The organism is Streptomyces sp. NPDC005925, from assembly GCF_040638805.1.
In the GTDB taxonomy this organism is placed as follows: Bacteria; Actinomycetota; Actinomycetes; order Streptomycetales; family Streptomycetaceae; genus Streptomyces.
The window spans coordinates 1-22,377 of sequence record NZ_JBEXVL010000015.1 but is presented as its reverse complement, the minus strand read 5'-3'; the positions used below and the strand labels follow the sequence as shown (position 1 = coordinate 22,377).

Annotated in this window: 15 protein-coding genes; 4 read left to right on the top strand and 11 right to left on the bottom strand. The window is 71.7% G+C overall.

The window, feature by feature from the left end; genetic code table 11:
• Positions 1–90 precede the first annotated feature (90 nt).
• From pyk to pta, 3 genes are all read right to left on the bottom strand, one after another.
• A complete protein-coding gene (gene pyk / locus ABZ354_RS18770) occupies positions 91–1,518 on the bottom strand; it encodes a pyruvate kinase (RefSeq protein WP_358658031.1) in 1,428 nt (475 codons plus the stop codon).
• A 141-nt stretch (positions 1,519–1,659) separates the two neighbouring features.
• Positions 1,660–2,868, bottom strand: a complete 1,209-nt coding sequence (locus tag ABZ354_RS18765) for an acetate kinase (RefSeq protein WP_358658029.1) — start codon at positions 2,866–2,868, stop codon at positions 1,660–1,662.
• The gene (gene pta, locus ABZ354_RS18760) at positions 2,865–5,021 is read right to left on the bottom strand and encodes a phosphate acetyltransferase (protein ID WP_358658027.1); all 2,157 of its coding nucleotides are present in this window, start codon (positions 5,019–5,021) and stop codon (positions 2,865–2,867) included. The genes ABZ354_RS18765 and pta overlap by 4 nt, the downstream gene beginning before the upstream one ends.
• A 359-nt stretch (positions 5,022–5,380) precedes the next feature.
• Here pta and ABZ354_RS18755 point away from each other — a divergent pair, with 359 nt between their 5' ends.
• Positions 5,381–6,406 carry an ATP-dependent 6-phosphofructokinase gene (locus ABZ354_RS18755; RefSeq protein ID WP_358658025.1) on the top strand — a complete coding sequence of 342 codons (1,026 nt, stop codon included), beginning with the start codon at positions 5,381–5,383 and terminating at the stop codon, positions 6,404–6,406.
• 27 nt (positions 6,407–6,433) lie between these two features.
• On the opposite strand, the gene ABZ354_RS18750 is transcribed toward ABZ354_RS18755, so the two are convergent.
• The 3 genes from ABZ354_RS18750 to ABZ354_RS18740 all read right to left on the bottom strand — a co-directional run bounded on the left by ABZ354_RS18750 (position 6,434) and on the right by ABZ354_RS18740 (position 9,692).
• Complete coding sequence (locus ABZ354_RS18750; protein ID WP_358658023.1) at positions 6,434–7,324, bottom strand: carbohydrate ABC transporter permease; 891 nt, start codon at positions 7,322–7,324, stop codon at positions 6,434–6,436.
• A 5-nt stretch (positions 7,325–7,329) separates the two neighbouring features.
• On the bottom strand, positions 7,330–8,139 hold the full coding sequence (locus tag ABZ354_RS18745; protein ID WP_358658204.1) for a sugar ABC transporter permease: 810 nt from the start codon (positions 8,137–8,139) through the stop codon (positions 7,330–7,332).
• Positions 8,140–8,264: 125 nt separating this feature from the next.
• Positions 8,265–9,692, bottom strand: coding sequence for an extracellular solute-binding protein (locus tag ABZ354_RS18740; RefSeq protein WP_358658021.1), 1,428 nt, complete (start codon positions 9,690–9,692; stop codon positions 8,265–8,267).
• Positions 9,693–10,026: 334 nt separating this feature from the next.
• On the opposite strand from ABZ354_RS18740, the gene ABZ354_RS18735 reads away from it, so the two are divergent.
• Positions 10,027–10,590 carry a hypothetical protein gene (locus tag ABZ354_RS18735; protein WP_358658019.1) on the top strand — a complete coding sequence of 188 codons (564 nt, stop codon included), beginning with the start codon at positions 10,027–10,029 and terminating at the stop codon, positions 10,588–10,590.
• A 350-nt stretch (positions 10,591–10,940) separates the two neighbouring features.
• On the opposite strand, the gene ABZ354_RS18730 is transcribed toward ABZ354_RS18735, so the two are convergent.
• Positions 10,941–11,618, bottom strand: a complete 678-nt coding sequence (locus ABZ354_RS18730) for a response regulator (RefSeq protein ID WP_358658017.1) — start codon at positions 11,616–11,618, stop codon at positions 10,941–10,943.
• On the bottom strand, positions 11,615–13,348 hold the full coding sequence (locus ABZ354_RS18725) for a sensor histidine kinase (protein WP_358658015.1): 1,734 nt from the start codon (positions 13,346–13,348) through the stop codon (positions 11,615–11,617). Before ABZ354_RS18725 ends, ABZ354_RS18730 begins: the two co-directional genes overlap by 4 nt.
• A 160-nt stretch (positions 13,349–13,508) precedes the next feature.
• Here ABZ354_RS18725 and ABZ354_RS18720 point away from each other — a divergent pair, with 160 nt between their 5' ends.
• Entirely contained in the window at positions 13,509–14,978 is a 1,470-nt protein-coding gene (locus ABZ354_RS18720; RefSeq protein WP_358658202.1) for a cation:dicarboxylase symporter family transporter, read from the top strand.
• Positions 14,979–15,232: 254 nt separating this feature from the next.
• Complete coding sequence (locus ABZ354_RS18715; protein WP_358658013.1) at positions 15,233–17,728, top strand: ATP-dependent DNA helicase; 2,496 nt, start codon at positions 15,233–15,235, stop codon at positions 17,726–17,728.
• Positions 17,729–17,862: 134 nt separating this feature from the next.
• Here the strand turns inward: ABZ354_RS18715 and glgB are convergent, their stop codons facing one another.
• From glgB to ABZ354_RS18700, 3 genes are all read right to left on the bottom strand, one after another.
• Positions 17,863–20,265 (bottom strand): 1,4-alpha-glucan branching enzyme, encoded by a 2,403-nt coding sequence (gene glgB / locus ABZ354_RS18710; protein WP_358658011.1) that lies wholly within the window; start codon positions 20,263–20,265, stop codon positions 17,863–17,865.
• A gap of 22 nt (positions 20,266–20,287) precedes the next feature.
• Positions 20,288–21,709: a maltokinase gene (locus tag ABZ354_RS18705; protein ID WP_358658009.1), complete on the bottom strand. Its 1,422-nt coding sequence runs from the start codon at positions 21,707–21,709 to the stop codon at positions 20,288–20,290.
• 116 nt (positions 21,710–21,825) lie between these two features.
• Positions 21,826–22,377 (bottom strand): alpha-glucosidase C-terminal domain-containing protein (locus tag ABZ354_RS18700; RefSeq protein ID WP_358658007.1); only part of this gene is annotated, 552 nt, incomplete at its 5' end.

Sequence of the window (22,377 nt, the reverse complement as noted above, 5' to 3'; positions counted from 1 at the left end):
ACCCGTCCGGGAGCCGTGACGACGCTGAGGGCGCCCCCTGTCCACCAGGGGGCGCCCTCAGCGCCGTTCGGGACCGGCCGGCCGGCCGGGTCAGCTCCCGGTGCTGCCCAGGTGGTGGACGCGCACCATGTTGGTGGTGCCGGGCACGCCGGGCGGGGAACCGGCCGTGATCACCACGATGTCGCCGTCGTTGAACCGGCCCAGCTTGACCATCTCCTGGTCCACCAGCTCGACCATCTCGTCCGTGCTGTTCACGAAGGGCACCACGTACGGTTCCACGCCCCAGCTGAGTGCCAGCTGGTTCCGGGTGCCCTCGTCCGTGGTGTACGCGATGACCGGCTGCGCGGCGCGGTAGCGGGACAGCCGGCGGGCCGTGTCGCCGGACTGGGTGAAGGCCACCAGGCCCCTGCCGCCGAGGAAGTCGGCGATCTCGGCGGCGGCGCGCGCCACCGAACCACCCTGGGTGCGCGGCTTCTTGCCCGGCACGAGCGGCTGCAGGCCCTTGGACAGCAGCTCCTGCTCGGCCGCGGTGACGATCTTCGACATCGTGCGGACCGTCTCGATCGGGTACGCGCCCACGCTCGACTCGGCGGACAGCATGACCGCGTCGGCGCCGTCCAGGATCGCGTTGGCCACGTCGGATGCCTCGGCGCGCGTCGGACGGGAGTTGGTGATCATGGACTCCATCATCTGGGTCGCCACGATCACCGGCTTGGCGTTGCGCCGGCACAGCTCGATCAGGCGCTTCTGCACCATCGGGACCTTCTCGAGCGGGTACTCGACGGCGAGGTCGCCGCGCGCGACCATGACACCGTCGAACGCCATCACGACGTCCGCCATGTTCTCCACCGCCTGCGGCTTCTCCACCTTGGCGATGACGGGGACGCGGCGGCCCTCCTCGTCCATGACGCGGTGCACGTCGGCGACGTCCTTGGCGTCCCGGACGAACGACAGCGCGACCATGTCGCAGCCCATGCGGAGGGCGAAGCGCAGGTCGTCGACGTCCTTCTCGCTCAGCGCGGGCACGTTGACGGCCGTACCGGGCAGGTTGATGCCCTTGTGGTCGGAGATGACGCCGCCCTCGATGACGATCGTCCGCACCTGCGGGCCCTCGACCTCGGTGACCTTCAGCTCGACGTTGCCGTCGTTGATGAGGATCTGGTCGCCCTTGCCGACGTCGCCGGGCAGGCCCTTGTAGGTGGTGCCGCAGATCGTACGGTCGCCGGGGACGTCCTCGGTGGTGATGGTGAACTCGTCACCGCGCACCAGCTCGACCGGGCCCTCGGCGAAGGTCTCCAGGCGGATCTTCGGCCCCTGCAGGTCGGCGAGGACACCGATGGCCCGGCCGGTCTCCCCGGCGGCGGCCCGGACCCGGTCGTACCGGCCCTGGTGCTCGGCGTGGGAGCCGTGGCTGAAGTTGAAGCGGGCCACATTCATACCGGCTTCGATCAGCGCGACGAGCTGCTCGTGGGAGTCGACCGCGGGGCCGAGAGTACAGACGATTTTCGAACGGCGCATAGGGTGATCCTATCGGTTTGTTTCGCTACGGAATATTCCGTCTGGCGGAAAGTACAAATGGGCGGGTTCGCGCTCAGGCGTGTATGCGAAGGCCGGTGACGAGGTGTATTGCCCGGTCGTTCTCCGTCGTCCGGCCAGGCCTCAGTCGTTCTTCTCGACCAGTGCGTATGTCTGTGCCGCGATTTCCCTTTCCTCGTCCGTCGGGACCACGGCCACGGCGACGCGCGCGTGCGCGGGTGAGATCAGCCGCGGCCCGTCCGCGCGCTCCGCGTTCCGTTCGCCGTCGACCACGATGCCCAGCTCCGCCAGGCCCGCCACGGCAGCTTCCCGAACGGGTGCCGCGTTCTCGCCGACCCCGGCCGTGAAGGTGACCGCGTCCACCCGTCCGAGCACCGCGTAATAGGCGCCGATGTACTTCTTCAGCCGGTGGATATAGATGTCGAACGCCAGTTTCGCCCGCTCGTCGCCCTCGTCGATCCGGCGGCGGATCTCCCGCATGTCGTTGTCGCCGCAGAGTCCGACGAGCCCGCTCCTCTTGTTAAGGAGATCGTCGATCTCGTCCGCTGACATTCCACCGACGCGCATCAAATGGAAGACGACGGCCGGATCCGTGTCACCGGAGCGCGTACCCATCACCAGGCCCTCCAAGGGCGTCAGCCCCATGGAGGTCTCCACGCAGCGCCCGCCCCGCACGGCGGAGGCCGACGCCCCGTTGCCCAGGTGCAGCACGATCACGTTCACGTCCTCGGGCGCCCGGCCCAGCAGCCGGGCCGTCTCCCGGGACACGTACGCGTGCGACGTGCCGTGGAAGCCGTAGCGGCGGATGCGGTGCGCGTCGGCGGTCTCCACGTCGATCGCGTAGCGGGCGGCCGGCTCCGGCATCGTCGTGTGGAACGCGGTGTCGAAGACGGCGACCTGCGGCAGGTCCGGCCGCAGCGTCCGGGCGGTACGGATGCCGGTCAGGTTGGCGGGGTTGTGCAGGGGCGCCACCGGGATCAGCCGCTCGATCTCGGCGAGTACGGCGTCGTCGATCACGGTCGGCTCGGTGAACCGCCGCCCGCCGTGCACCACCCGGTGCCCGATCGCGGCCAGTTCGGACGAGTCGAGCCCCAGGCCGTCCCTGGCGAGTTCGGCGGCCACGGCCTTCAGGGCGGCGTCGTGATCGGGGACGGCCCCCGTCGACTCCCGTGCCGTGCCGTCCGCGACCGGCGTGTGCCTCAGCCGGGACGTCTCCTCGCCGATCCGCTCGACGAGCCCCACCGCGAGCCGGCGGCTGTCCCGCATGTCGAGCAGCTGGTACTTGAGGGAGGAGGAGCCGGAGTTGAGGACGAGGACGCGGGTGCCGGTCACTGGTCGGTCACCTTCCGGGTCGGGGCCGGGGCCGCGGGCGGGCTCCCGGCCGGGGCGGTGGTCGTGTTCTCGGCCGCCGGGGCCGTCGGGGTCTGGGCCTGGACGGCCGTGATGGCGACGGTGTTGACGATGTCCTGGACGAGGGCGCCCCGGGACAGGTCGTTGACCGGCTTGCGCAGGCCCTGCAGGACCGGTCCGACGGCGACGGCCCCGGCCGAGCGCTGCACGGCCTTGTAGGTGTTGTTGCCGGTGTTGAGGTCGGGGAAGATCAGCACGCTCGCCTGCCCGGCCACCTCGGACCCGGGCAGCTTCGTCGCGGCGACGGTCGGCTCGACGGCCGCGTCGTACTGGATGGGCCCCTCGACGCTCAGGTCCGGGCGGCGCGAGCGGACCAGTTCGGTCGCCCGCCGCACCTTGTCGACGTCCGCGCCCGAGCCCGACGTACCGGTGGAGTACGACAGCAGGGCGATGCGCGGGTCCACGCCGAACCGGGCGGCGGTCGTGGCCGACTGGACGGCGATGTCGGCGAGCTGCTCGGCGTCCGGGTCGGGGTTCACGGCGCAGTCGCCGTAGACGAGGACCTTGTCGGCCAGGCACATGAAGAAGACGGAGGAGACGATCGAGGCGTCCGGCCTGGTCTTGATGATTTCGAAGGCCGGGCGGATCGTCGCCGCCGTGGAGTGCACCGAGCCCGACACCATGCCGTCGGCGAGGCCCTCCTGCACCATCAGGGTGCCGAAGTAGTTCACGTCGGAGACGACGTCGTACGCCAGCTCCACGGTGACGCCCTTGTGGGCGCGCAGGGCGGCGTACCGCTCGGCGAACGCGTCGCGCAGTCCGGAGACGGCCGGGTCGATGAGCTGGGCGTCGCCGAGGTCGATGCCGAGGTCGGCGGCCTTCTTGCGGATCAGGTCGACCGGCCCGAGCAGCGTCAGGTCGCACACGCCCCGGCGCAGCAGCACCTCCGCCGCGTGCAGCACGCGCTCCTCGGTGCCCTCCGGCAGGACGACCCGGCGCCGGTCCGAGCGGGCCTGCTCCAGCAGCTTGTGCTCGAACATCATCGGCGTGACGCGGTCGCTGCTCGGCGCCGAGACCCGGTCCAGCAGACCGCCGGTGTCGACGTGCCGCTCGAAGAGGCCGAGCGCGGTCTCCGCCTTGCGCGGGGTCGCGGCGTTCAGCCTGCCCTCCAGGGTGAACAGCCGCTCGGCGGTCGGGAAGCTGTTGCCGGGCACCGACAGCACGGGCGTGCCGGGGGCGAGCCGCCCGGCGAGGGTGAGGATGTCGTCGCCGGGGACCTCGCCCAGGGTGAGCAGCACCCCGGCTATCGGCGGGGTGCCGGCGCTGTGCGCGGCGAGCGCGCCGACGACCAGGTCCGCGCGGTCGCCAGGGGTGACCACCAGGCAGCCCGGGGTCAGGGCGCTCACGAAGTTCGGCAGCATCGCCCCGCCGAACACGAAGTCCAGGGCGTCGCGCGACAGTCCCGAGTCGTCGCCGAGCAGCACCCTCGCGCCGAGCGTGTGCCCGATCTGGGCGACCGTGGGCGCGGACAGGGCGGGCTCGTCGGGGAGCACGTAGCAGGGCACGGGCAGCCGGTCGGCGAGCCCCTCGGCGATCGTGCCACGGTCCTCGCGGGCGACCCGGTTGGTGATCATCGCGAGCACGTCGCAGCCGAGGGTGTCGTACGCGCGGAACGCGTTGCGGGTCTCGGCGAGCACGGACTCGGCGGACTGCCCCCGGCCGCCGACCACGGGGACCACGGAGGCGCCGAACTCGTTGGCGAGGCGGGCGTTCAGCGAGAGCTCGTCGGGGAACTGCGTGTCGGCGTAGTCGGTACCGAGGACGAGGACGACGTCGTAGTCGCGGGCCACCAGGTGGAACCGGTCGACCAGCGCGGCCACCAGCTCGTCCGTGCCCTGCTCGGCCTGGAGGGCGGACGCCTCCTCGTAGTCCATGCCGTAGACCGTCGCGGGGTCCTGGGAGAGCCGGTAGCGGGAGCGCAGCAGCTCGAAGAGACGGTCGGGCCCGTCGTGGACGAGCGGCCGGAAGACGCCCACCCGGTCCACCTGCCGGGTCAGCAGCTCCATGACCCCCAGCTCGACGACCTGGCGGCCGTCGCCGCGGTCGATTCCGGTCACGTACACGCTGCGCGTCACGTGCGCTCTCCGTTCTTCGTCATGTGCTTCGCCGGCACGTTCTTCGTCGTCGGATGGCGGCGGTCGAGTGGCCGGCGGTCGAGTTGCCGGATCGAGTTGCCGGCGGTCGGGTCGGGGGCGGTGCGGCGGCGGCAGCCGGGTTCGGCCGCCGTCCTGTCGTCCGGCGGACATCCTGGTCGGTGTCGTAGAAATCTTGTCGACGTCATAAAAATGGCTCACCGAGGTGAGCGGAACCACCTTGACAATACCTTCGGTGATGGGTAAGGCGCCCGTCGCGGGACGGTCGGCATCGCTCCGCGGGGCATGGAACAATCGGCAGTGGCTCACCGGTGTCCACAGCGAGCAGGAGACACAGCACGATGCGTATCGGAGTTCTCACCGCAGGCGGCGACTGCCCCGGCCTGAACGCAGTGATCCGGTCGGTCGTGCACCGAGCGGTGGACCACTACGGCGACGAGGTCATCGGCTTCGAGGACGGCTACGCCGGACTCCTCGACGGCCGCTTCCGCTCGCTCGACCTCAACGCGGTCAGCGGCATCCTGGCCCGCGGCGGCACCATCCTCGGCTCCTCCCGGCTGGAGCGCGACCGGCTCCGCGAGGCCTGTGAGAACGCCTCCGACATGATTCACGAGTTCGGCATCGACGCGCTCATCCCGATCGGCGGCGAGGGCACCCTGACCGCCGCCCGCATGCTGAGCGACGCGGGCCTGCCGGTGGTCGGCGTCCCGAAGACCATCGACAACGACATCTCCTCGACCGACCGCACCTTCGGCTTCGACACGGCCGTCGGCGTCGCCACGGAGGCGATGGACCGGCTGAAGACCACCGCCGAGTCCCACCAGCGCGTGATGGTCGTCGAGGTCATGGGCCGGCACGCCGGCTGGATCGCCCTGGAGTCCGGCATGGCCGCCGGCGCCCACGGGATCTGCCTGCCCGAGCGGCCCTTCGACCCGGCCGACCTGGTCAAGATGGTCGAGGAGCGCTTCTCGCGCGGCAAGAAGTTCGCGGTGATCTGCGTCGCCGAGGGAGCCCACCCCGCCGAGGGCAGCATGGACTACGGCAAGGGCGCGATCGACCAGTTCGGACACGAGCGCTTCCAGGGCATCGGCACGGCTCTCGCCCACGAGCTGGAGCGGCGCCTCGGCAAGGAGGCCCGGCCGGTCATCCTCGGCCATGTGCAGCGCGGCGGCACCCCGACCGCGTACGACCGGGTGCTGGCCACGCGGTTCGGCTGGCACGCGATGGAGGCCGCGCACCGCGGCGAGTTCGGCCGGATGACGGCGCTGCGCGGCACGGACATCGTGATGGTGCCGCTGGCAGAGGCCGTGACCGAGCTGAAGACGGTCCCGAAGGACCGGATGGACGAGGCGGAGTCGGTCTTCTAGGCCCGGCCGTTCGAAGCCTCCTCGCCTCTATCCCTTCACGGCGCCGCCGAGGGCGAAGCCGCTGCCGAGGCGTCGGGCGATGAGTACGTACAGCAGGATCACCGGCGTCGAGTAGACGATGGAGAACGCGGCGAGCTGGCCGTACGCGACCATGCCGCGGTTGCCGAAGAACTCGTTGATGCTGACGGACGCCGGCATCTGGTCCGGGGTGAGCAGCAGCATGAAGGGGACGAAGAAGTTCCCCCACATCATCACGAACGAGAAGACGGTCACGACCGAGACCCCGGGCCCCATCAGCGGCAGCACGATCCGCAGCAGCGACTGCCACGACGACGCCCCGTCCGTCCAGGCGGCCTCCTCCAGCTCCTTCGGCACGCCGTCCATGAAGTTCTTCATCAGCCAGATGGCGAAGGGCAGCTGGGACGCGGCGAAGAAGAAGATCGTGCCCTGCATGGTGTCGATCAGGTTCACCCGCACGAACAGGGCGTAGACCGGCACCATGATCGCCGTGACGGGCAGGCTCGTCGCGAACAGGATCGTCAGCAGGAACGGCCGGTTCAGGCGGGAGCGGAACCGGGACAGCGGGTACGCCGCCAGCGCCGCGCACACCACGGTCAGCGCCGTCGCGCCGCCGCACAGCAGCAGGCTGTTCATGAGCGGCGTGAAGGTGACCTCGTCGGTGAGGATCGCGTCGAAGTTGTCCAGGGTGAGCCCGTCGGGCGCCTTCACCCGCAGGTCCGCGCGCGGATCGAGCGCCGACAGCAGCACCCACAGCAGGGGCAGCACGAAGGCGGCGGCGACGGCGAGCAGCCCGGCGTCGGCGGCGAGGCGGCGGGCGGTACGGCGGGAGGCGAGGGTGCGGGCGCCGTGCGCCGTGCCGGGTGCGGGGGTCGTACGGGTGGTGGTCTTGTGGGCCATGCCCGTCACACCTCCGTGCGCAGCAGGCGCAGGTACACGGCCGAGAACAGCGAACCGATCAGCAGGAGCAGCAGCGCCACCGCGGTGCCGTAGCCGATCAGGCTCTTCTGGAAGGCCTGCTCGTACATGAACAGCGGCAGCGTCTGGCTCTTGCCGCTGGGGCCGCCGCGCGTCATGACCCAGATCAGCCCGAAGACGGAGAGGGTCTGGAGGGTGTTGAGCATGAGGTTGGTGCCGATGGAGCGGCGGATCATCGGCAGCGTGACGTGCCACATGCGGCGCCAGCCGCCCGCGCCGTCCACCTCGGCCGCCTCCGTGACCTCCTTGGGGATCTCGTTGAGGGCGGCCGAGTAGACGAGCATGGAGAAGGCGGTGCCACGCCAGACGTTCGCGAAGGAGACGGCCAGGATCGGCAGCGTGAACAGCCAGTTCTGGGACGGCAGGTGCAGCCCGTCGAGGACGGCGTTGAGGGTGCCCTCGCGCCGGAAGAACGCGTACAGCAGGAACCCGGCGACGACCTCCGGCAGCACCCAGGCCGTGATCACGATGCCGCCGGTCAGCGTGCGCACCGGCTTCGACGCCCGCTGCATGAGCGCGGCGAGCGCGAGACCGAGGGTGTTCTGCCCGAGGAGCGACGAGATGACCGTGAAGACGAGCGTCAGCCATACGGCGTTCAGGAACGCGTCGTCCTGGAAGGCCCGCCGGAAGTTCTCCAGCCCGACGAACGATTCCTCGGCCTGCCCGGTCAACTGCAGGTCGGTGAACGCGATGACCACGCAGTAGACGATCGGGCCGGCCAGGAAGAGGAGGAGCAGGACGACGGAGGGGGAGACGGGGAGGGCGCGGAGAAGGGAACGCGAGAGGGGGAGGGGACGGCGAGGAGGACGGTCGGGGGACGGGCGGGGGGAGCGGCGTTTCGTCGTTGCCGGACGTGCTGCGGTCACTTCTTGACGACCTGGTCGTCGGTGGCGTCCCTGAGCGCGTCCTCGTAGCCGTCGGCGGCTTCGTCGACCGACATGTCGCCGGTCGTCACGCCCTCCATCGCCTCCTGGATGGCGGTGGAGACCTTCGGATACGCCGGGTAGGCGGGCCGGTAGTGGGTGTGCGGGACGAGGCCGGTGAAGAACTTGGTGCCGGCCTGGGCGTTCGTGTACGACGGGTCGTCGGCGACGTCCTTCCGTACGGCGATCCCGGAGTTGGCGACGTACCACTTCTCGGCGTTCGCCTTCGTCTGCATCGTCTTGATGAAGTCGAAGGCGAGGTCGGCGTTGCCCGCCTTGGCGGGGATCGCCCAGGTCCAGCCGCCCGACATGCTCACCTTGCCGGGCGCCTGCCCGTGCTGGGTCGGCATGTGCGCGAGCCCCAGCTCCTTCGACCACTCGGGCCACTCGTGCCCGCTGCCCGGCAGCCAGTCCTGCGGCAGCCAGGAACCGTCGAGCGCGATACCGAGCTTGCCCTCCGGCAGCAGCTCACCGCGGATCTTGGTGGAGAAGTTGGGGTCGAGCGCGTCGGAGATCTCGGGCCCGAGTTTGTCGCGGTAGACGGTCTCGACGAAGGCGAGCGAGTCCTTGAACCCCTTGCCCGGGGCGATCCACTTCCTGCTGTTCTGGTCGTAGAGCGGGTCGTCGGCAGCGGCGTCCCCCGTCCCGTACAGCAGCATCTGGAAGCCCTGCATGGTGGCCATCTCACCGGCGGGCTTGCCGGTGTAGACGTTGAGGGGGACGGTGCCGGGGACCTTCTTCCTGATGGTGCGGGCGGCGGCGAGGATGTCGTCCCAGCTCTTGGGCTGCCAGTCGGCGGGCAGGCCCGCTTTCGCGAACACATCCTTGCTGAACCAGAGGCCGCGGGTGTCGGTGCCGTCCGGCACGCCGTACGTCTTGCCGTCCTCGCCGCGCGCCGCCGCCTTGGCGGTGTCGATGAAGCTGCCCCAGTCCTTCCACTTGGCGAGGTAGGGGTCGAGGGGCTTGAGATACCCGCTGGTGATGTCGGAGTTGATGAGGAAGGTGTCCTCGTAGACCAGGTCCGGCGCGGTCTTCGGGGAGCGCAGCATCTGCTGGAGCTTGGTGTAGTACTCCGAGTCCGCCGCCTTGATCGGCACCAGCTCGACCTTCTTGCCGGGGTGCGCCTTCTCGAACTCCTTCTTGACGCCGGCGAGGTAGGTGTCCATCACCTTGACGGAGTTGTCCGTCGATTGCTTGTACGACACCTTGATCGTGTCCGGGTCGCTGCCGGAACCGCCGCCGCATGCGCTGAGCAGGGCGGGCAGGAGAGCGGCGGTGGCCACGAGGGCGACGGTTCTGCGGGTGGGGACGGGGGAGAGGACCAGGTGGCGGGCAGTCTTGCGGGGGCGGACGGCGGTGGGGCGCACGGGCACGACCTCCTACGGGCTCACGACGCTGTGGCCTGGACGGCTGGCGTGGTGAACGTAAGAGGAGTGGTCTAGTCAGGTCAATGTGCGTGCGGGGTTTAGATCGCGGGGTGGGGTGACCTGCGGGGCGGGGGGTGACCTGCGGGGCGGGGTGGGTGCGCCGGAGGCGCGGGGGTTCGCGGGGTGCGGGGTGCGCGTCTTCCCGGACCGCTCCGGCATGAGCGAAGCGGCATGAGGCTCACCGCTGAAATGACATACCAGCGGTAGGGAAAACCTGTCGAGGCTCCGGCGGTTACGGTGGGGCCTCGCGTCAGGCGCCGGGGAGGGGCATCGCATGTCTGAGCAGGACATCACCGTCGGGCAGTTGCTGCTGGCGGAGTATCAGACCGTCAAGGACGAGCAGAAAGCGCGGATCGGGTTCCGGGACAATCTGCTGTACGTGACCCTCGCGGTCGTGGCCGCCGTCATCGCCGCAGCCGCGCAGGCCGAGCAGCCCGCCATGCTGCTCGCGCTGCCGCCGGTGTGCGTCGTGCTCGGGTGGACCTACCTCGTCAACGACGAGAAGATCACCGCCATCGGGCATTACGTCAGAGACCAGCTCGGGCCCCGGCTCGCCCGGCACGCCGCCGCCGCTGACGACGCCTTCCCCACGTTCGGCTGGGAGGCCTACCACCGCGGCGACACCCGGCGCCGGTCCCGCAAGACCATTCAGGCCGTGATCGACCTGACCGCGTTCTGCGGGGTGCCGCTGGCCGCGCTCGTCGTCTTCTGGGCCGACGGGAAGAGTGGCGCGCTGCTCCTCGCGCTCTCCGTGATCGAGGCGCTCGCGGTGGCCGGCCTCGGGGCGCAGGTTCTGTTGTACGCGCGAGCGCCGAGGCAGGCGCGAACCGCCGCCTGACCCGAGTCCGCGCCGTGTTCCAGGCTGTTGGGGCGCCCACGGTGAGAGACCGGGGTGCGGAACAAACGCGGCATCGCTCCGAGGGAGGTGGGGCGGGTGGAGGAGGAGGCGACGGCGGGGTGCGGCGGGACTTCTGAGGCCTTCCAGGAGTTCGAGGGCCGGCCCCACGCAGGCCGGCCTCGGGCAAACCTGGCCGTCACCCGCACAGTTGCCGACCGCCCCGCCGAGGCCCGCGCCCTCTCCCAAGCCGCTCACGCCTTCGACCGCGGGGGATGCATCCACCGAGGCCGCCAAAGCCCGCGCCCGCGCCAAAGCCCGCGCCCGCGCCCGCGCCGTCGAGCTCGACACCCCTAACGCCACCGATAAACCAGCTCCGGTCGCCCCACCTGCCCGTACAGCGGCCGCCGTTCGGCCCGTCCCGACTCCACCAGGTGCTCCAGATATCGCCGCGCCGTGATCCGCGAGATTCCCACCAGCCCCGCCAGCGCCGCCGCGGTAAGTCCCTCCGCCGCCTCCCGCAGCGCCCCCGTGACCCGTTCCAGCGTCGGCGCGCTCAACCCCTTCGGCAGCGCCGCCGGACCGGGCGCCCGTAGTGCCGCCAGTGCCCGGTCCACCTCCTCCTGGCCGCTCGCCTCACCCACCGCGGCGTGGAACTCGGCGTACCGCGCCAGCCGGTCCCGCAGGGTCGCGAAGGTGAACGGTTTCAGGACGTACTGGACCACTCCCAGGGACACCCCCTCCCTCACCACCGCCAGGTCCCGCGCCGACGTCACCGCGATCACGTCGGCCTGGTGGCCGGCGGCACGCAGGGACCGGGCCAGTTGCAGGCCGTGCACGTCCGGCAGGTGCAGGTCCAGCAGCAGCAGATCCACCGGAGTGCGGTCCAGGGCACGGCGGGCCTCCGCCCCGCTGTGTGCCTTGCCGACGGCGGCGAAGCCCGGCACCCGGCCCACGTACATCACGTGCGCGTCGGCGGCGACCGGGTCGTCCTCGACCACCAGGACGCGGATGGGCTGCCCCTCCGTCATGCGCCGACACCTCCCGTGCTGGCCGGCTCGCGCAGGGGGAGCCGTACCTCGAAGGCCGCGCCGCCGTCCTCCGCGTTCCCTACCGTGAGGGAGCCGCCGTGGCGGTGGACCGCCTGGCGGACCAGGGCCAGGCCCAGGCCGCGTCCGCCGGGGCCGGAGGCCGGCTTGGTCGAGAAGCCCCGCCGGAACACCGCCTCCAGATGCGCCGGGTCCACCCCCGCCCCGGTGTCCGACACCCCCAGCACCAACTCCGCCGCACCCTCCCCGGTCTCCCCGGTCACCTGGGCCTCCCGGGTCTCCCCGTTCTCCCGGTCCCCGGGGCGCTCCCCGGCCCTCGTGTCCTCCGGGTACCCCGTGCCCTCCGTCCTCCGTGTGTACGCCGTCACCGTCACCCTCGCCCGTCCCGTCCCCTGCGCCGCGTCCACCGCGTTGTCGATCAGGTTGCCGAGGATGGTGACCAGGTCGCGCGCGGGCAGGTCGGCCGGGAGGAGGCTGTCGTCCAGGCGGCTGTCCTCGGACACCTCGAGTTCCACGCCCCGCTCGTTGGCCTGCGCCGTCTTGCCCAGCAGCAGCGCGGCGAGGACGGGCTCGCGCACCGCGGCCACGACCTGGTCGGTCAGCGCCTGGGCCAGTTCCAGTTCGGCGACCGCGAAGTCCACCGCCTCCTCCGCCCGGCCCAGCTCGATCAGCGAGACGACGGTGTGGAGGCGGTTGGCCGCCTCGTGGGCCTGGGAGCGCAGCGCCTGTGTGAAGCCGCGTTCCGAGTCGAGTTCGCCCATCAGGGACTGGAGTTCCGTGACGTCTCGTAGCGTGACCACCGTGCCTCGGCGTTCGCCGCTCGACACCGGGGAGGTGTTCACCACCAGTACGCGGTCCGCCGTCAGGTGGACCTCGTCCACGCGCGGCCGGGACGCCAGCAGCGCGCCCGTCAGCGGCGCCGGCAGGCCCAGCTCGGCCACCGATCTGCCCACCACCTCGCCGGTCACCCCCAGCAGCTCTCGTCCGCCGTCGTTGATCAGCGCCACACGGTACTGCCCGTCCAGCATCAGCAGCCCCTCCCGCACCGCGTGCAGTGCCGCCTGGTGGTAGTCGTGCATGCGGCTCAGCTGGGTCGCGTTCATGCCGTGGGTGTGGCGGCGCAGCCGGGCGTTGATCACGTACGTGCCGACCGCGCCCAGCAGCAGCGCGCCCGCCGCCACGCCCACCAGCGCCGTCAGCTGTCCCCGTACCCGCTCGCTTATGGCGTCGACGCGGATGCCCGCGCTGACCAGGCCCACGATCCTGCCGTCGTCCCGTATCGGGGTGACCGAGCGGACGGACGGGCCGAGGGTGCCGGTGTACGTCTCGGTGAAGCTGTGCCCCATCAGCGCGGGCGCCGTGTGGCCCTGGAAGCGCTGCCCGATCTGTTCCGGGTCGGGGTGCGTCCAGCGGATGCCCCCCGGGTTCATGATCGTGACGAAGTCGACGTCGGCGTGGCGCACGACCCGCAGCGCGTACGGCTGGAGGGTGGCCGACGGGTCGCCGGTGCGGATCGCCTCCCGTACGGACGGCGAGTCCGCGACCGTGCGTGCCACCGCCGCGGCCTGCCGGCCCGCCGCCTCCTCGGCCTGGCTGCGGTCACTGACGTAGGTGAACAGCGCGTACCCGGCGACGACGACCGCGATCAGCACGGCCTGCATCGCGAAGAGCTGGCCCGCCAGGGAGCGGGGCCGGGGGGCGGGTATGCGCATGCGTTTCAGTGTGCCTGCCCGTACGGCGGTGAACTCAATGAACGGAAGGGTGACCGTGCGCACAGCCCACGCCATAGTGCACCGCATCCCCCCGTGTCTCCCCGTTCGACGAGAGACCCAGAACACCCACCACCCCCCGGACGTGAGCCGCACGCCGGTGATGCCGACGACGTCGTCAAGGAGGGCCGCCGTGACCAGCGCAGCAGCCGATACGTCACCCACCGAACCACCCAAGTCCCCGAAGATCCCCGTGAGGCGGGACCGCACCCACTACCTCTACATCGCGGTGATCATCGCGGTCGCCCTCGGTGTCGCCGTGGGTCTGATCGCGCCCGACTTCGCGGTGGAGCTGAAGCCGATCGGGACCGGCTTCGTGAACCTGATCAAGATGATGATCTCGCCGATCATCTTCTGCACCATCGTGCTGGGCATCGGCTCCGTGCGGAAGGCCGCCAAAGTCGGTGCCGTGGGCGGTATCGCGCTCGGCTACTTCCTGGTGATGTCGCTGGTGGCGCTGGCCATCGGCCTGATCGTCGGCAACATCCTGGAGCCCGGCTCGGGCCTCGCCATCACGGACGTCGTGAAGGAGACCGGCCACGCGCAGGTCGACGCCGAGGCGAAGGACACCACCGAGTTCCTGCTCGGCATCATCCCGGTGACCATCGTGTCCGCTTTCACCGAGGGCGAGGTCCTGCAGACCCTGCTGATCGCCCTGCTGTGCGGCTTCGCGCTGCAGGCCATGGGCGGCGCCGGGCGGCCCGTGCTGCGCGGCGTCGAGCACATCCAGCGCCTCGTGTTCCGCGTCCTCGCGATGATCATGTGGGCGGCCCCGGTCGGCGCGTTCGGCGCGATGGCCGCGGTCGTCGGCTCGGCCGGCGTGGACGCGCTCAAGAGCCTCGCCGTCCTGATGCTCGGCTTCTACATCACCTGTGTGCTGTTCGTCTTCATCGTGCTCGGGGTGATGCTGAGGGTCGTCTCCGGGCTGAACATCCTCACGCTGTTCAGGTACCTGGGCCGCGAGTTCCTGCTGATCCTGTCCACGTCCTCGTCGGAGTCCGCGCTGCCGCGGCTCATCGCGAAGATGGAGCACATGGGCGTCAGCAAGCCGGTCGTCGGCATCACCGTCCCGACCGGCTACTCCTTCAACCTCGACGGCACCATGATCTACATGACCATGGCCTCGCTGTTCATCGCCGACGCCATGGGTACGCCGATGTCGCTCGGCGAGCAGATCCCGCTGCTGCTGTTCCTGCTGGTCGCGTCCAAGGGCGCGGCGGGTGTCACCGGCGCCGGTCTCGCGACGCTGGCCGGCGGTCTGCAGTCGCACAAGCCGGCGATGGTGGACGGCATCGGCCTGATCGTCGGCATCGACCGCTTCATGAGTGAGGCCCGCGCCCTGACCAACTTCGCGGGCAACGCCGTCGCCACCGTCCTGATCGGTACCTGGACCAAGGAGATCGACAGGGCGCGCGTGGACGACGTCCTCGCCGGGCGGATCCCGTTCGACGAGCAGACGCTGCTGGACGACGGCCACGGCGGTCACGTGCCGGCCGAGGCCGGCGGCGGCCACGGCGGTGCGGACTCCGAGGTGCCGGGCCAGGGTGGCGGGAAGGCACTCACCCAGGCCTGAGCGACGGCGGGCGGCGGCCCGGACCCCGCCGCCCGCACCCCCGGCCCGGATCGCCCGCGGGCCCGCGCCTGAACCGCGGATCCGCGGGCGCTCCGTCCGTCCGGCCCCGGACAGCCAGGCCGCCCCTGCGCAAAAAAATCCCCCGGCAATTGCGCCCGGGGGATTTCTTTGCGTATATTCAATGATTCGCGACTTCATAAAAAATGCGGTCGCAGGAAGTTCACTGAGCACAGCATATCCGGGCGGGAGCGGAATTGTCAAACAGCGACAACAGCGAATGTGCCGACGGCGAATTGCGGCACGAGCAGGAATTCGTCGACGGACTGTACGCCCGCGTGGACGCGCTGCGCGGCGACGCCGAGATCGCGGTCACGGACGCGCTCGGGCAGGGCCACACGCCCCGGCAGGCCAGGCTGGAGCGGGACATCCTCGTCGCCGAGCGGTCCGGGCTGCTCGCCGCGCTGAACGCGGTGGACGGTTCCCTGTGCTTCGGCCGCATCGACCTCACACCCGAGGCGGCGGCGAGGGCGGCCACGGCGGCCGAAGAATCCCCGGAAACCGGGGAATCCGGTGCGACCGGCAAAACCCGTACGACTGAGGAAGCCCGTACGACCGGGGAAGCCCGTACGACCGGGGAATCCGGGGCGGCCTGCGCCACCTACCACATCGGCCGGATCGGGCTGCGCGGCGACGACGCCGAGCGCACCCCCGTGCTCATCGACTGGCGCGCCGACGTCGCCCGCCCCTTCTACCTGGCCACCGGACACACCCCGATGGGCCTGAGGCGCCGGCGGCACATCTCCACCGACGGGCGCCGCGTCACCGGCCTGCACGACGAGATCCTCGACCTTGGCGACGACACCCGCACCGGGCACGAGGACCCGACCGGCGACGCCGTACTGCTCGCCGCCCTCAACTCGGCCCGCACCGGCCGCATGGGCGACATCGTGCGCACCATCCAGGCCGACCAGGACCGCATCATCCGGGCACCGCACCGCGGGGTGCTGGTCGTGGAGGGCGGTCCCGGCACCGGCAAGACCGCCGTCGCCCTGCACCGCGCCGCCTACCTGCTGTACGAGCACCGTGAGCTGCTCGCGAAGCGGGCCGTGCTGATCGTCGGGCCGAACCCGGCCTTCCTCGGCTACATCGGCGAGGTGCTGCCCTCCCTCGGGGAGACCGGCGTCCTGCTCGCCACGGTCGGCGAGCTGTACCCCGGGGTGCGCGCCAGCGCCTCCGACACGCCGGAGGCCGCCGCCGTGAAGGGCCGCGCCGGCATGGCGGACGTCCTCGCCGCGGTCGTAGGCAGCCGGCAGGCGCTGCCCGACCCCGTCCTCACCGTCGAGCACGAACGCGAGGTGCTGATGCTGGACGACGGGCTGGTGGGCGTCGCCCGCGAACGCACCCGCGCCACCGGGCTGCCGCACAACGCGGCCCGCGAGCACTTCGAGGGGCACATCCTCAACACGCTCACCGACCTGTACGCCGAGCGCATCGGCACCGACCCGTTCGACGGCACCAGCCTGCTGGACCCCAGCGACATCACGCAGATCCGCGACGACCTCGCCGACAACCCCGAGGTCTGGTCGGCGATCGACCGGCTGTGGCCCCGGCTCACCCCGGAGCGCCTGGTCGCCGACTTCCTCGCCGCGCCCGAGGAGTTCGTGACCGCGCCCTCCGCGACCGCGCCGTCGACCGCGTCCTCCGCGGCCGGGAAGGGCGGGTCCGGGGGATTCCTCACCGCCGAGGACGCCGACGCCGTCCGCCGCCCGGTGACCCGGCGGTGGACGATCTCGGACGTTCCGCTGCTGGACGAGGCCGCCGAACTCCTCGGCGAGGACGACCGCCTGATCCGGGAGCGCGCCGAGCGCGAACGGCGGGCGCAGGTCGCCTACGCGCAGGGCGTCCTGGACGTTTCGTACGCGTCGCGCACCTACGAGTTCGAGGACAAGGAGGATTCCGACCCCGAGAGCTCCGAGGTGCTGTCCGCGCACGACGTCATCGACGCCGAGCGGTTCGCCGAACGCCACGAGGAGGAGGACCGGCGCAGCGCCGCCGAGCGCGCCGCGGCCGACCGCACCTGGGCGTTCGGGCACATCATCGTGGACGAGGCGCAGGAGCTGTCCCCGATGGCGTGGCGGCTGCTGATGCGGCGCAGCCCCACCCGCTCCATGACCCTGGTCGGCGACCCGGCGCAGACCGCCGAGGCGGCAGGGGTCGGCTCCTGGGAGGACATCCTCCAGCCGTACGTCGAGGACCGCTGGGAGCACACCCGCCTCGGCGTCAACTACCGCACCCCCGCCGAGATCATGGATTTGGCGGCAGCGGTCGTACGGGCCGGGAAGCCGGACTTCGAGCCGCCCGGTTCGGTGCGTTCCACGGGCGTACGGCCCTGGGTCCGCCGCGCCGGGGACCTGCCCGGCGCCGTCGCCGAGGCGGTCGCCGAGCTCACCCCCGACGAGGGGCGCCTCGCGGTGATCGCCCCGCGCGACCTGCACCGCCGCCTCGCCGCCCGGCTGGAGGGCGTGACGGCCGGTGCCGAGCCCGACCTGGCCCGACGAGTCGTCCTGCTCGATCCGCGGCAGGCCAAGGGGCTGGAGTTCGACTCGGTCCTCGTGGTCGAACCGGGCCGCTACGGCACGAGCGACCTGTACGTGGCGCTGACCCGGGCCACGCAGCGACTCGGCGTGCTGCACACCGGCGAGCTGCCCCCGGGGCTCACCCGGCAGCCGGGTGAGGGCCTGTCGTTGTGATCGCCCCGGCGCCGCGCGTCCGGCGCGCACATCTGCCGCGTTGTCGTCGGTCGCCGACGCTCCGCGTCGACGCCCTCCTCCGCCGTGCAGCCGCGCACCAGACCCCGCTCGGGTCGGCTGCGAAGCCCCGCGTCCTACAGCCGGCCTGACCCAAACGACAGGGCCTCCGGCTGGGCCGGGCGCAGCCAGAGGGTCGACAGGGGCGGCAGGGTCAGGCGGATGCTCGCCGGGCGGCCGTGCCACCCCTGCGGCTCCGGCTCGACCGGCCCGGAGCCGTCGCCCGGACGGCCGGTGACGCCGCTGCCGCCGTAGCGTTCCGCGTCCGTGTTGAGGACCTCGTGCCAGGCCGGGACGTCGTCGGGGACGCCGATCCGGTAGTCGGGCCGGACCACCGGCGCGAAGTGGCACACCACCAGCAGCGGCGCGCCCTCGGCGTCGTACCGCAGGAACGCCAGGACGTTGTCCTCGGCCGCGTCCCCGGCCACCCACGCGAAGCCCGCCGGGTCGGTGTCGCACTGCCACAGTGCCGGCGTCGACCGGTACCCGGTGTTCAGGTCGCGCACCAGGTCCCGTACGCCCCGGTGGTCGGCCTGCGCGCCGTAGCCCGGGTCGAGGAGCCACCAGTCGGGCCCGTGCGCCTCCGACCACTCCGCGCCCTGGGCGAACTCCTGGCCCATGAAGAGGAGCTGTTTGCCCGGGTGGGCCCACATGTAGGCGAGGTACGCGCGCAGCCCGGCGCGCTGCTGCCACCAGTCGCCCGGCATCTTCGACACCAGCGACCGCTTGCCGTGCACCACCTCGTCGTGCGAGATCGGCAGCACGTAGTTCTCGCTGTACGCGTACACCATGGAGAACGTCATCTCGTGGTGGTGGTGCGTACGGTGCACGGGGTCGTGGCGCATGTACTGGAGCGAGTCGTGCATCCAGCCCATGTTCCACTTCAGCCCGAACCCGAGGCCGCCGAAGCCGCTCGGGCCCTCGTGGTGCGTGGCCCGCGTGACGCCGTCCCAGGCCGTCGACTCCTCGGCGATCGTCACCACGCCCGGCACCCGCCGGTACAGCGTCGCGTTCATCTCCTGCAGGAACGCCACCGCGTCCAGGTTCTCCCGCCCGCCGCGCTCGTTCGGCGTCCACTGGCCCGGCTCGCGCGAGTAGTCCAGGTACAGCATCGAGGCGACCGCGTCCACGCGCAGCCCGTCGATGTGGAACTCCTCGCACCAGTACAGGGCGTTCGCCACCAGGAAGTTGCGCACCTCGCGCCGGCCGAAGTCGAACTCCAGCGTGCCCCAGTCGGGGTGGGCCGCCCGCAGCGGGTCGGCGTGCTCGTACAGCGGAAGGCCGTCGAACTCGGCGAGCGCCCACGCGTCGCGCGGGAAGTGCGCCGGCACCCAGTCCATGATCACGCCGATGCCTGCCCGGTGCAGCGCGTCCACCAGGTACCGGAAGTCGTCCGGTGTGCCGAGCCGGGCCGTCGGCGCGTAGAAGCCGGTCACCTGGTAGCCCCAGGAGCCACCGAAGGGATGCTCGGCGACCGGCATCAGCTCCACGTGCGTGAAGCCCAGGTCGCGGACGTACGCGGGCAGCTGCCCGGCGAGCTGGCGGTACGTAAGACCCGGCCGCCAGGACGCGAGGTGCACCTCGTACACGGACATCGGCGCCTGGTGCGCGGGCGGGTCCGCGCGCCGCGCCAGCCATTCCGCGTCGCCCCAGGCGTACGGCTCGCAGGCGGACGACGTGACGATCGACGCCGTGGCGGGCGGGGTTTCCGTGCGGCGGGCCATCGGGTCGGCGCGCAGCGTGTGCGAGCCGTCGGGCCGGGTGATGTCGAACTTGTACAGCTCGCCCTCCCCGACGCCGGGCACGAACAGCTCCCACACACCCGTCCCGCCCAGTGACCGCATGGGGTGGCCGGTGCCGTCCCAGAAGTTGAAGGTGCCGGCCACGCGCACGCCCCGCGCGTTCGGCGCCCAGACGGAGAAGCGGGTGCCGGCCACGCCCCGGAGGGCCGTCGGGTGCGCGCCGAGCACCGTCCACAGCCGCTCGTGCCGTCCCTCGCCGATCAGATGCAGGTCGAGCTCGCCGAGGGTGGGCAGGAAGCCGTAGGCGTCCTCGGTGTCGTGGACCGTCCCGTCGTACGTCACCAGCAGGCGGTACGCGGGCACGTCCGGCAGGGGGAGCAGCCCCGAGAAGAAGCCCTCCCCGTCGTCGCGCAGCTCGGCCCGCAGGTCCCCGGCGACGACGGTCACCGCCCGCGCGTACGGCCGGAAGGCGCGCACGGCGACACCGCCGCCGCCCGGCAGCGGGTGGGTGCCGAGCACGGAATGCGGATCGTGATGGGTACCGGCGAGCAGCCGGTCGCGGTCGGCGGCGGTGACGGCCGTGACGGTGGTCGTCGGAGGAGCCGCGGCGGCCCGGGGCGGGGCGGTCCGTTTCGCGGCCGTCCTCTTCCCGGCGGCTGTCTTCCTTCCCGCGGCCGTCTTCTTCTCGGCGGCCGTCTTCTTCCGTTCCGGACCGCTGGACAGGGGTCGGGGGGTCACGGGCGGAGCCTCCTCGGCGAAGTCACATCAGGTCGGTGCCGTCGGGCATGGCCAGCCGGCGTATCGCGGACAGCGGCACGGGCAGCCAGTCGGGGCGGTGCCGGGCCTCGTAGACGACCTCGTACACCGCCTTGTCCGTCTCGTAGGCCCGCAGCAGCACGGGATCGGTACGGGGATCCCGGCCCGCGACGGCCGCGTACCCGGTGCAGTACGCGGCCCGGCAGGCGCGGGCCCAGTCCGGGGCCGGCGGGTCGGCCGACTGCGCGGCGTAGTCGAAGGACCGCAGCATGCCCGCGATGTCCCGCTCGGCGGGCTGCGGCATGCGCCGCTCGGCCAGCGGCCTGGACGGCTCGCCCTCGAAGTCGATCAGCCACCAGTGGCCGGACGGCGAGCGCAGGCACTGCCCGAGGTGCAGGTCGCCGTGGATGCGCTGCGCGGTCCAGGTGCGGCCCTCGGCGGCCAGGTCGCCGAGCGCCTCGTACGCCGCGTGCAGGCCCGCCGCGTAGGGGCGCAGCGTGGGCACCGCCTGCACGGCGTCCTCGAGGCGTTCGACCATGCCGTCGACCAGGGCCTCCAGCTGGCTGTGCCCGAGTGTGGCGGTGGGCAGGGCGTCGGCGAGTGCCGTGTGCACCTCGGCCGTCGCGCGCCCCAGCTCACGGGCCGGGTCCGTGAAGTCCGCGCCCTGGGCCAGCCGGTCCAGCGCCAGTTCCCAGCCGTCGGCCGCGTCCCGCACGAACGGCTGGAGGACACCGAGGACGTACGGTTCGCCGCCCAGGTCGGCGACCATCCACGCCGCCGGGGCGGGCACCCGGGGGCTGCCGCGCCGGGCCAGCGCCAGGGGCAGTTCCAGGTCGGGGTTGATGCCGGGCACGATCCGGCGCAACAACTTGAGAATGAACGCGTCCCCATAGACGACCGACGAGTTCGACTGTTCGGCGGTCACCACGCGCGGCACCAGGCCGGCCGGTATATCGGTGTCCGGGCCCGTTCCCGCGTTCCGCTCCCGCTCGAAACGGAGCCCGCCGATCCGTGCCCGGGTGCGCAGCGCCTCCAGGAGCAGTTCGGCGGGCCGGGTGTCGTGGAGGGCGTCGTAGACCGTGTGCCCGGCGAGCGTGCCCTCCGTGGCGTGCCCTATCAGCGCGGGCGCCAGCCGGGGAGGCAGCGCCTCGCGCACGCCTATCAGGAGCTGGTAGCAGTCGCCGGGCAGGCCGGGGGAGCCGTGCGCCGGCACGAGTGGCTGGTGGGCGCGGACCAGCAGGTGGTACAGGCCGAGCCGGGAGCCGGCCGGCAGCAGTTCGGTCGCCGAGACCGGCGTGAACCCGGTGACCGGCCGTCCCTTGCCCGCGAACCAGCGCTGCCGCGGCAGCCACTCGCGCAGCAGGGGGTCCAGTGACGCAAGGAGGCCGGGCGGGGCGGTGACAGCACGTGTGACGGCTTCCGACATGGCGTCGCGTCCTTTCCCCGGGCGGTCGGGGGGTTACTGATGCGTGCCCCGGGCGAAGCGGGAGAAACACCCCGTCCCGCCCGGAGCCTTGGAGTGGTGCCGTGCGGTCGGCTGTGTTAAGCCGACAGGGCCGCGTGCGTGTCCTGCGCGGCCTCGGGGCGCAGCCGGAACCAGTAGAAGCCGTGGCCACCGAGCGTGAGCAGGTACGGCAGTTCGCCGACGGCCGGGAAGCGGACACCGCCGAACAGCTCGACCGGATGCCGTCCCCCGAACCGGCTGAGGTCCAGCTCGGTGGGCTGCGCGAACCGGGAGAAGTTGTGCACGCACAGCACCAGGTCGTCCTCGTACTCGCGCAGGAAGGCCAGCACCGCCGGGTTCGAGGAGGGCAGCTCGGTGTACGAGCCGAGGCCGAAGGCGGGGTTCTGCTTGCGGATCTCGATCATCCGCCGCGTCCAGTGCAGCAGCGACGACGGCGAGGCCATGGACGCCTCGACGTTGGTGACCTGGTAGCCGTGGACCGGATCCATGATCGTGGGCAGGAACAGCCGGCCCGGGTCGCAGGACGAGAACCCGGCGTTGCGGTCGGGGGTCCACTGCATGGGGGTGCGCACGGCGTCGCGGTCGCCGAGCCAGATGTTGTCGCCCATGCCGATCTCGTCGCCGTAGTA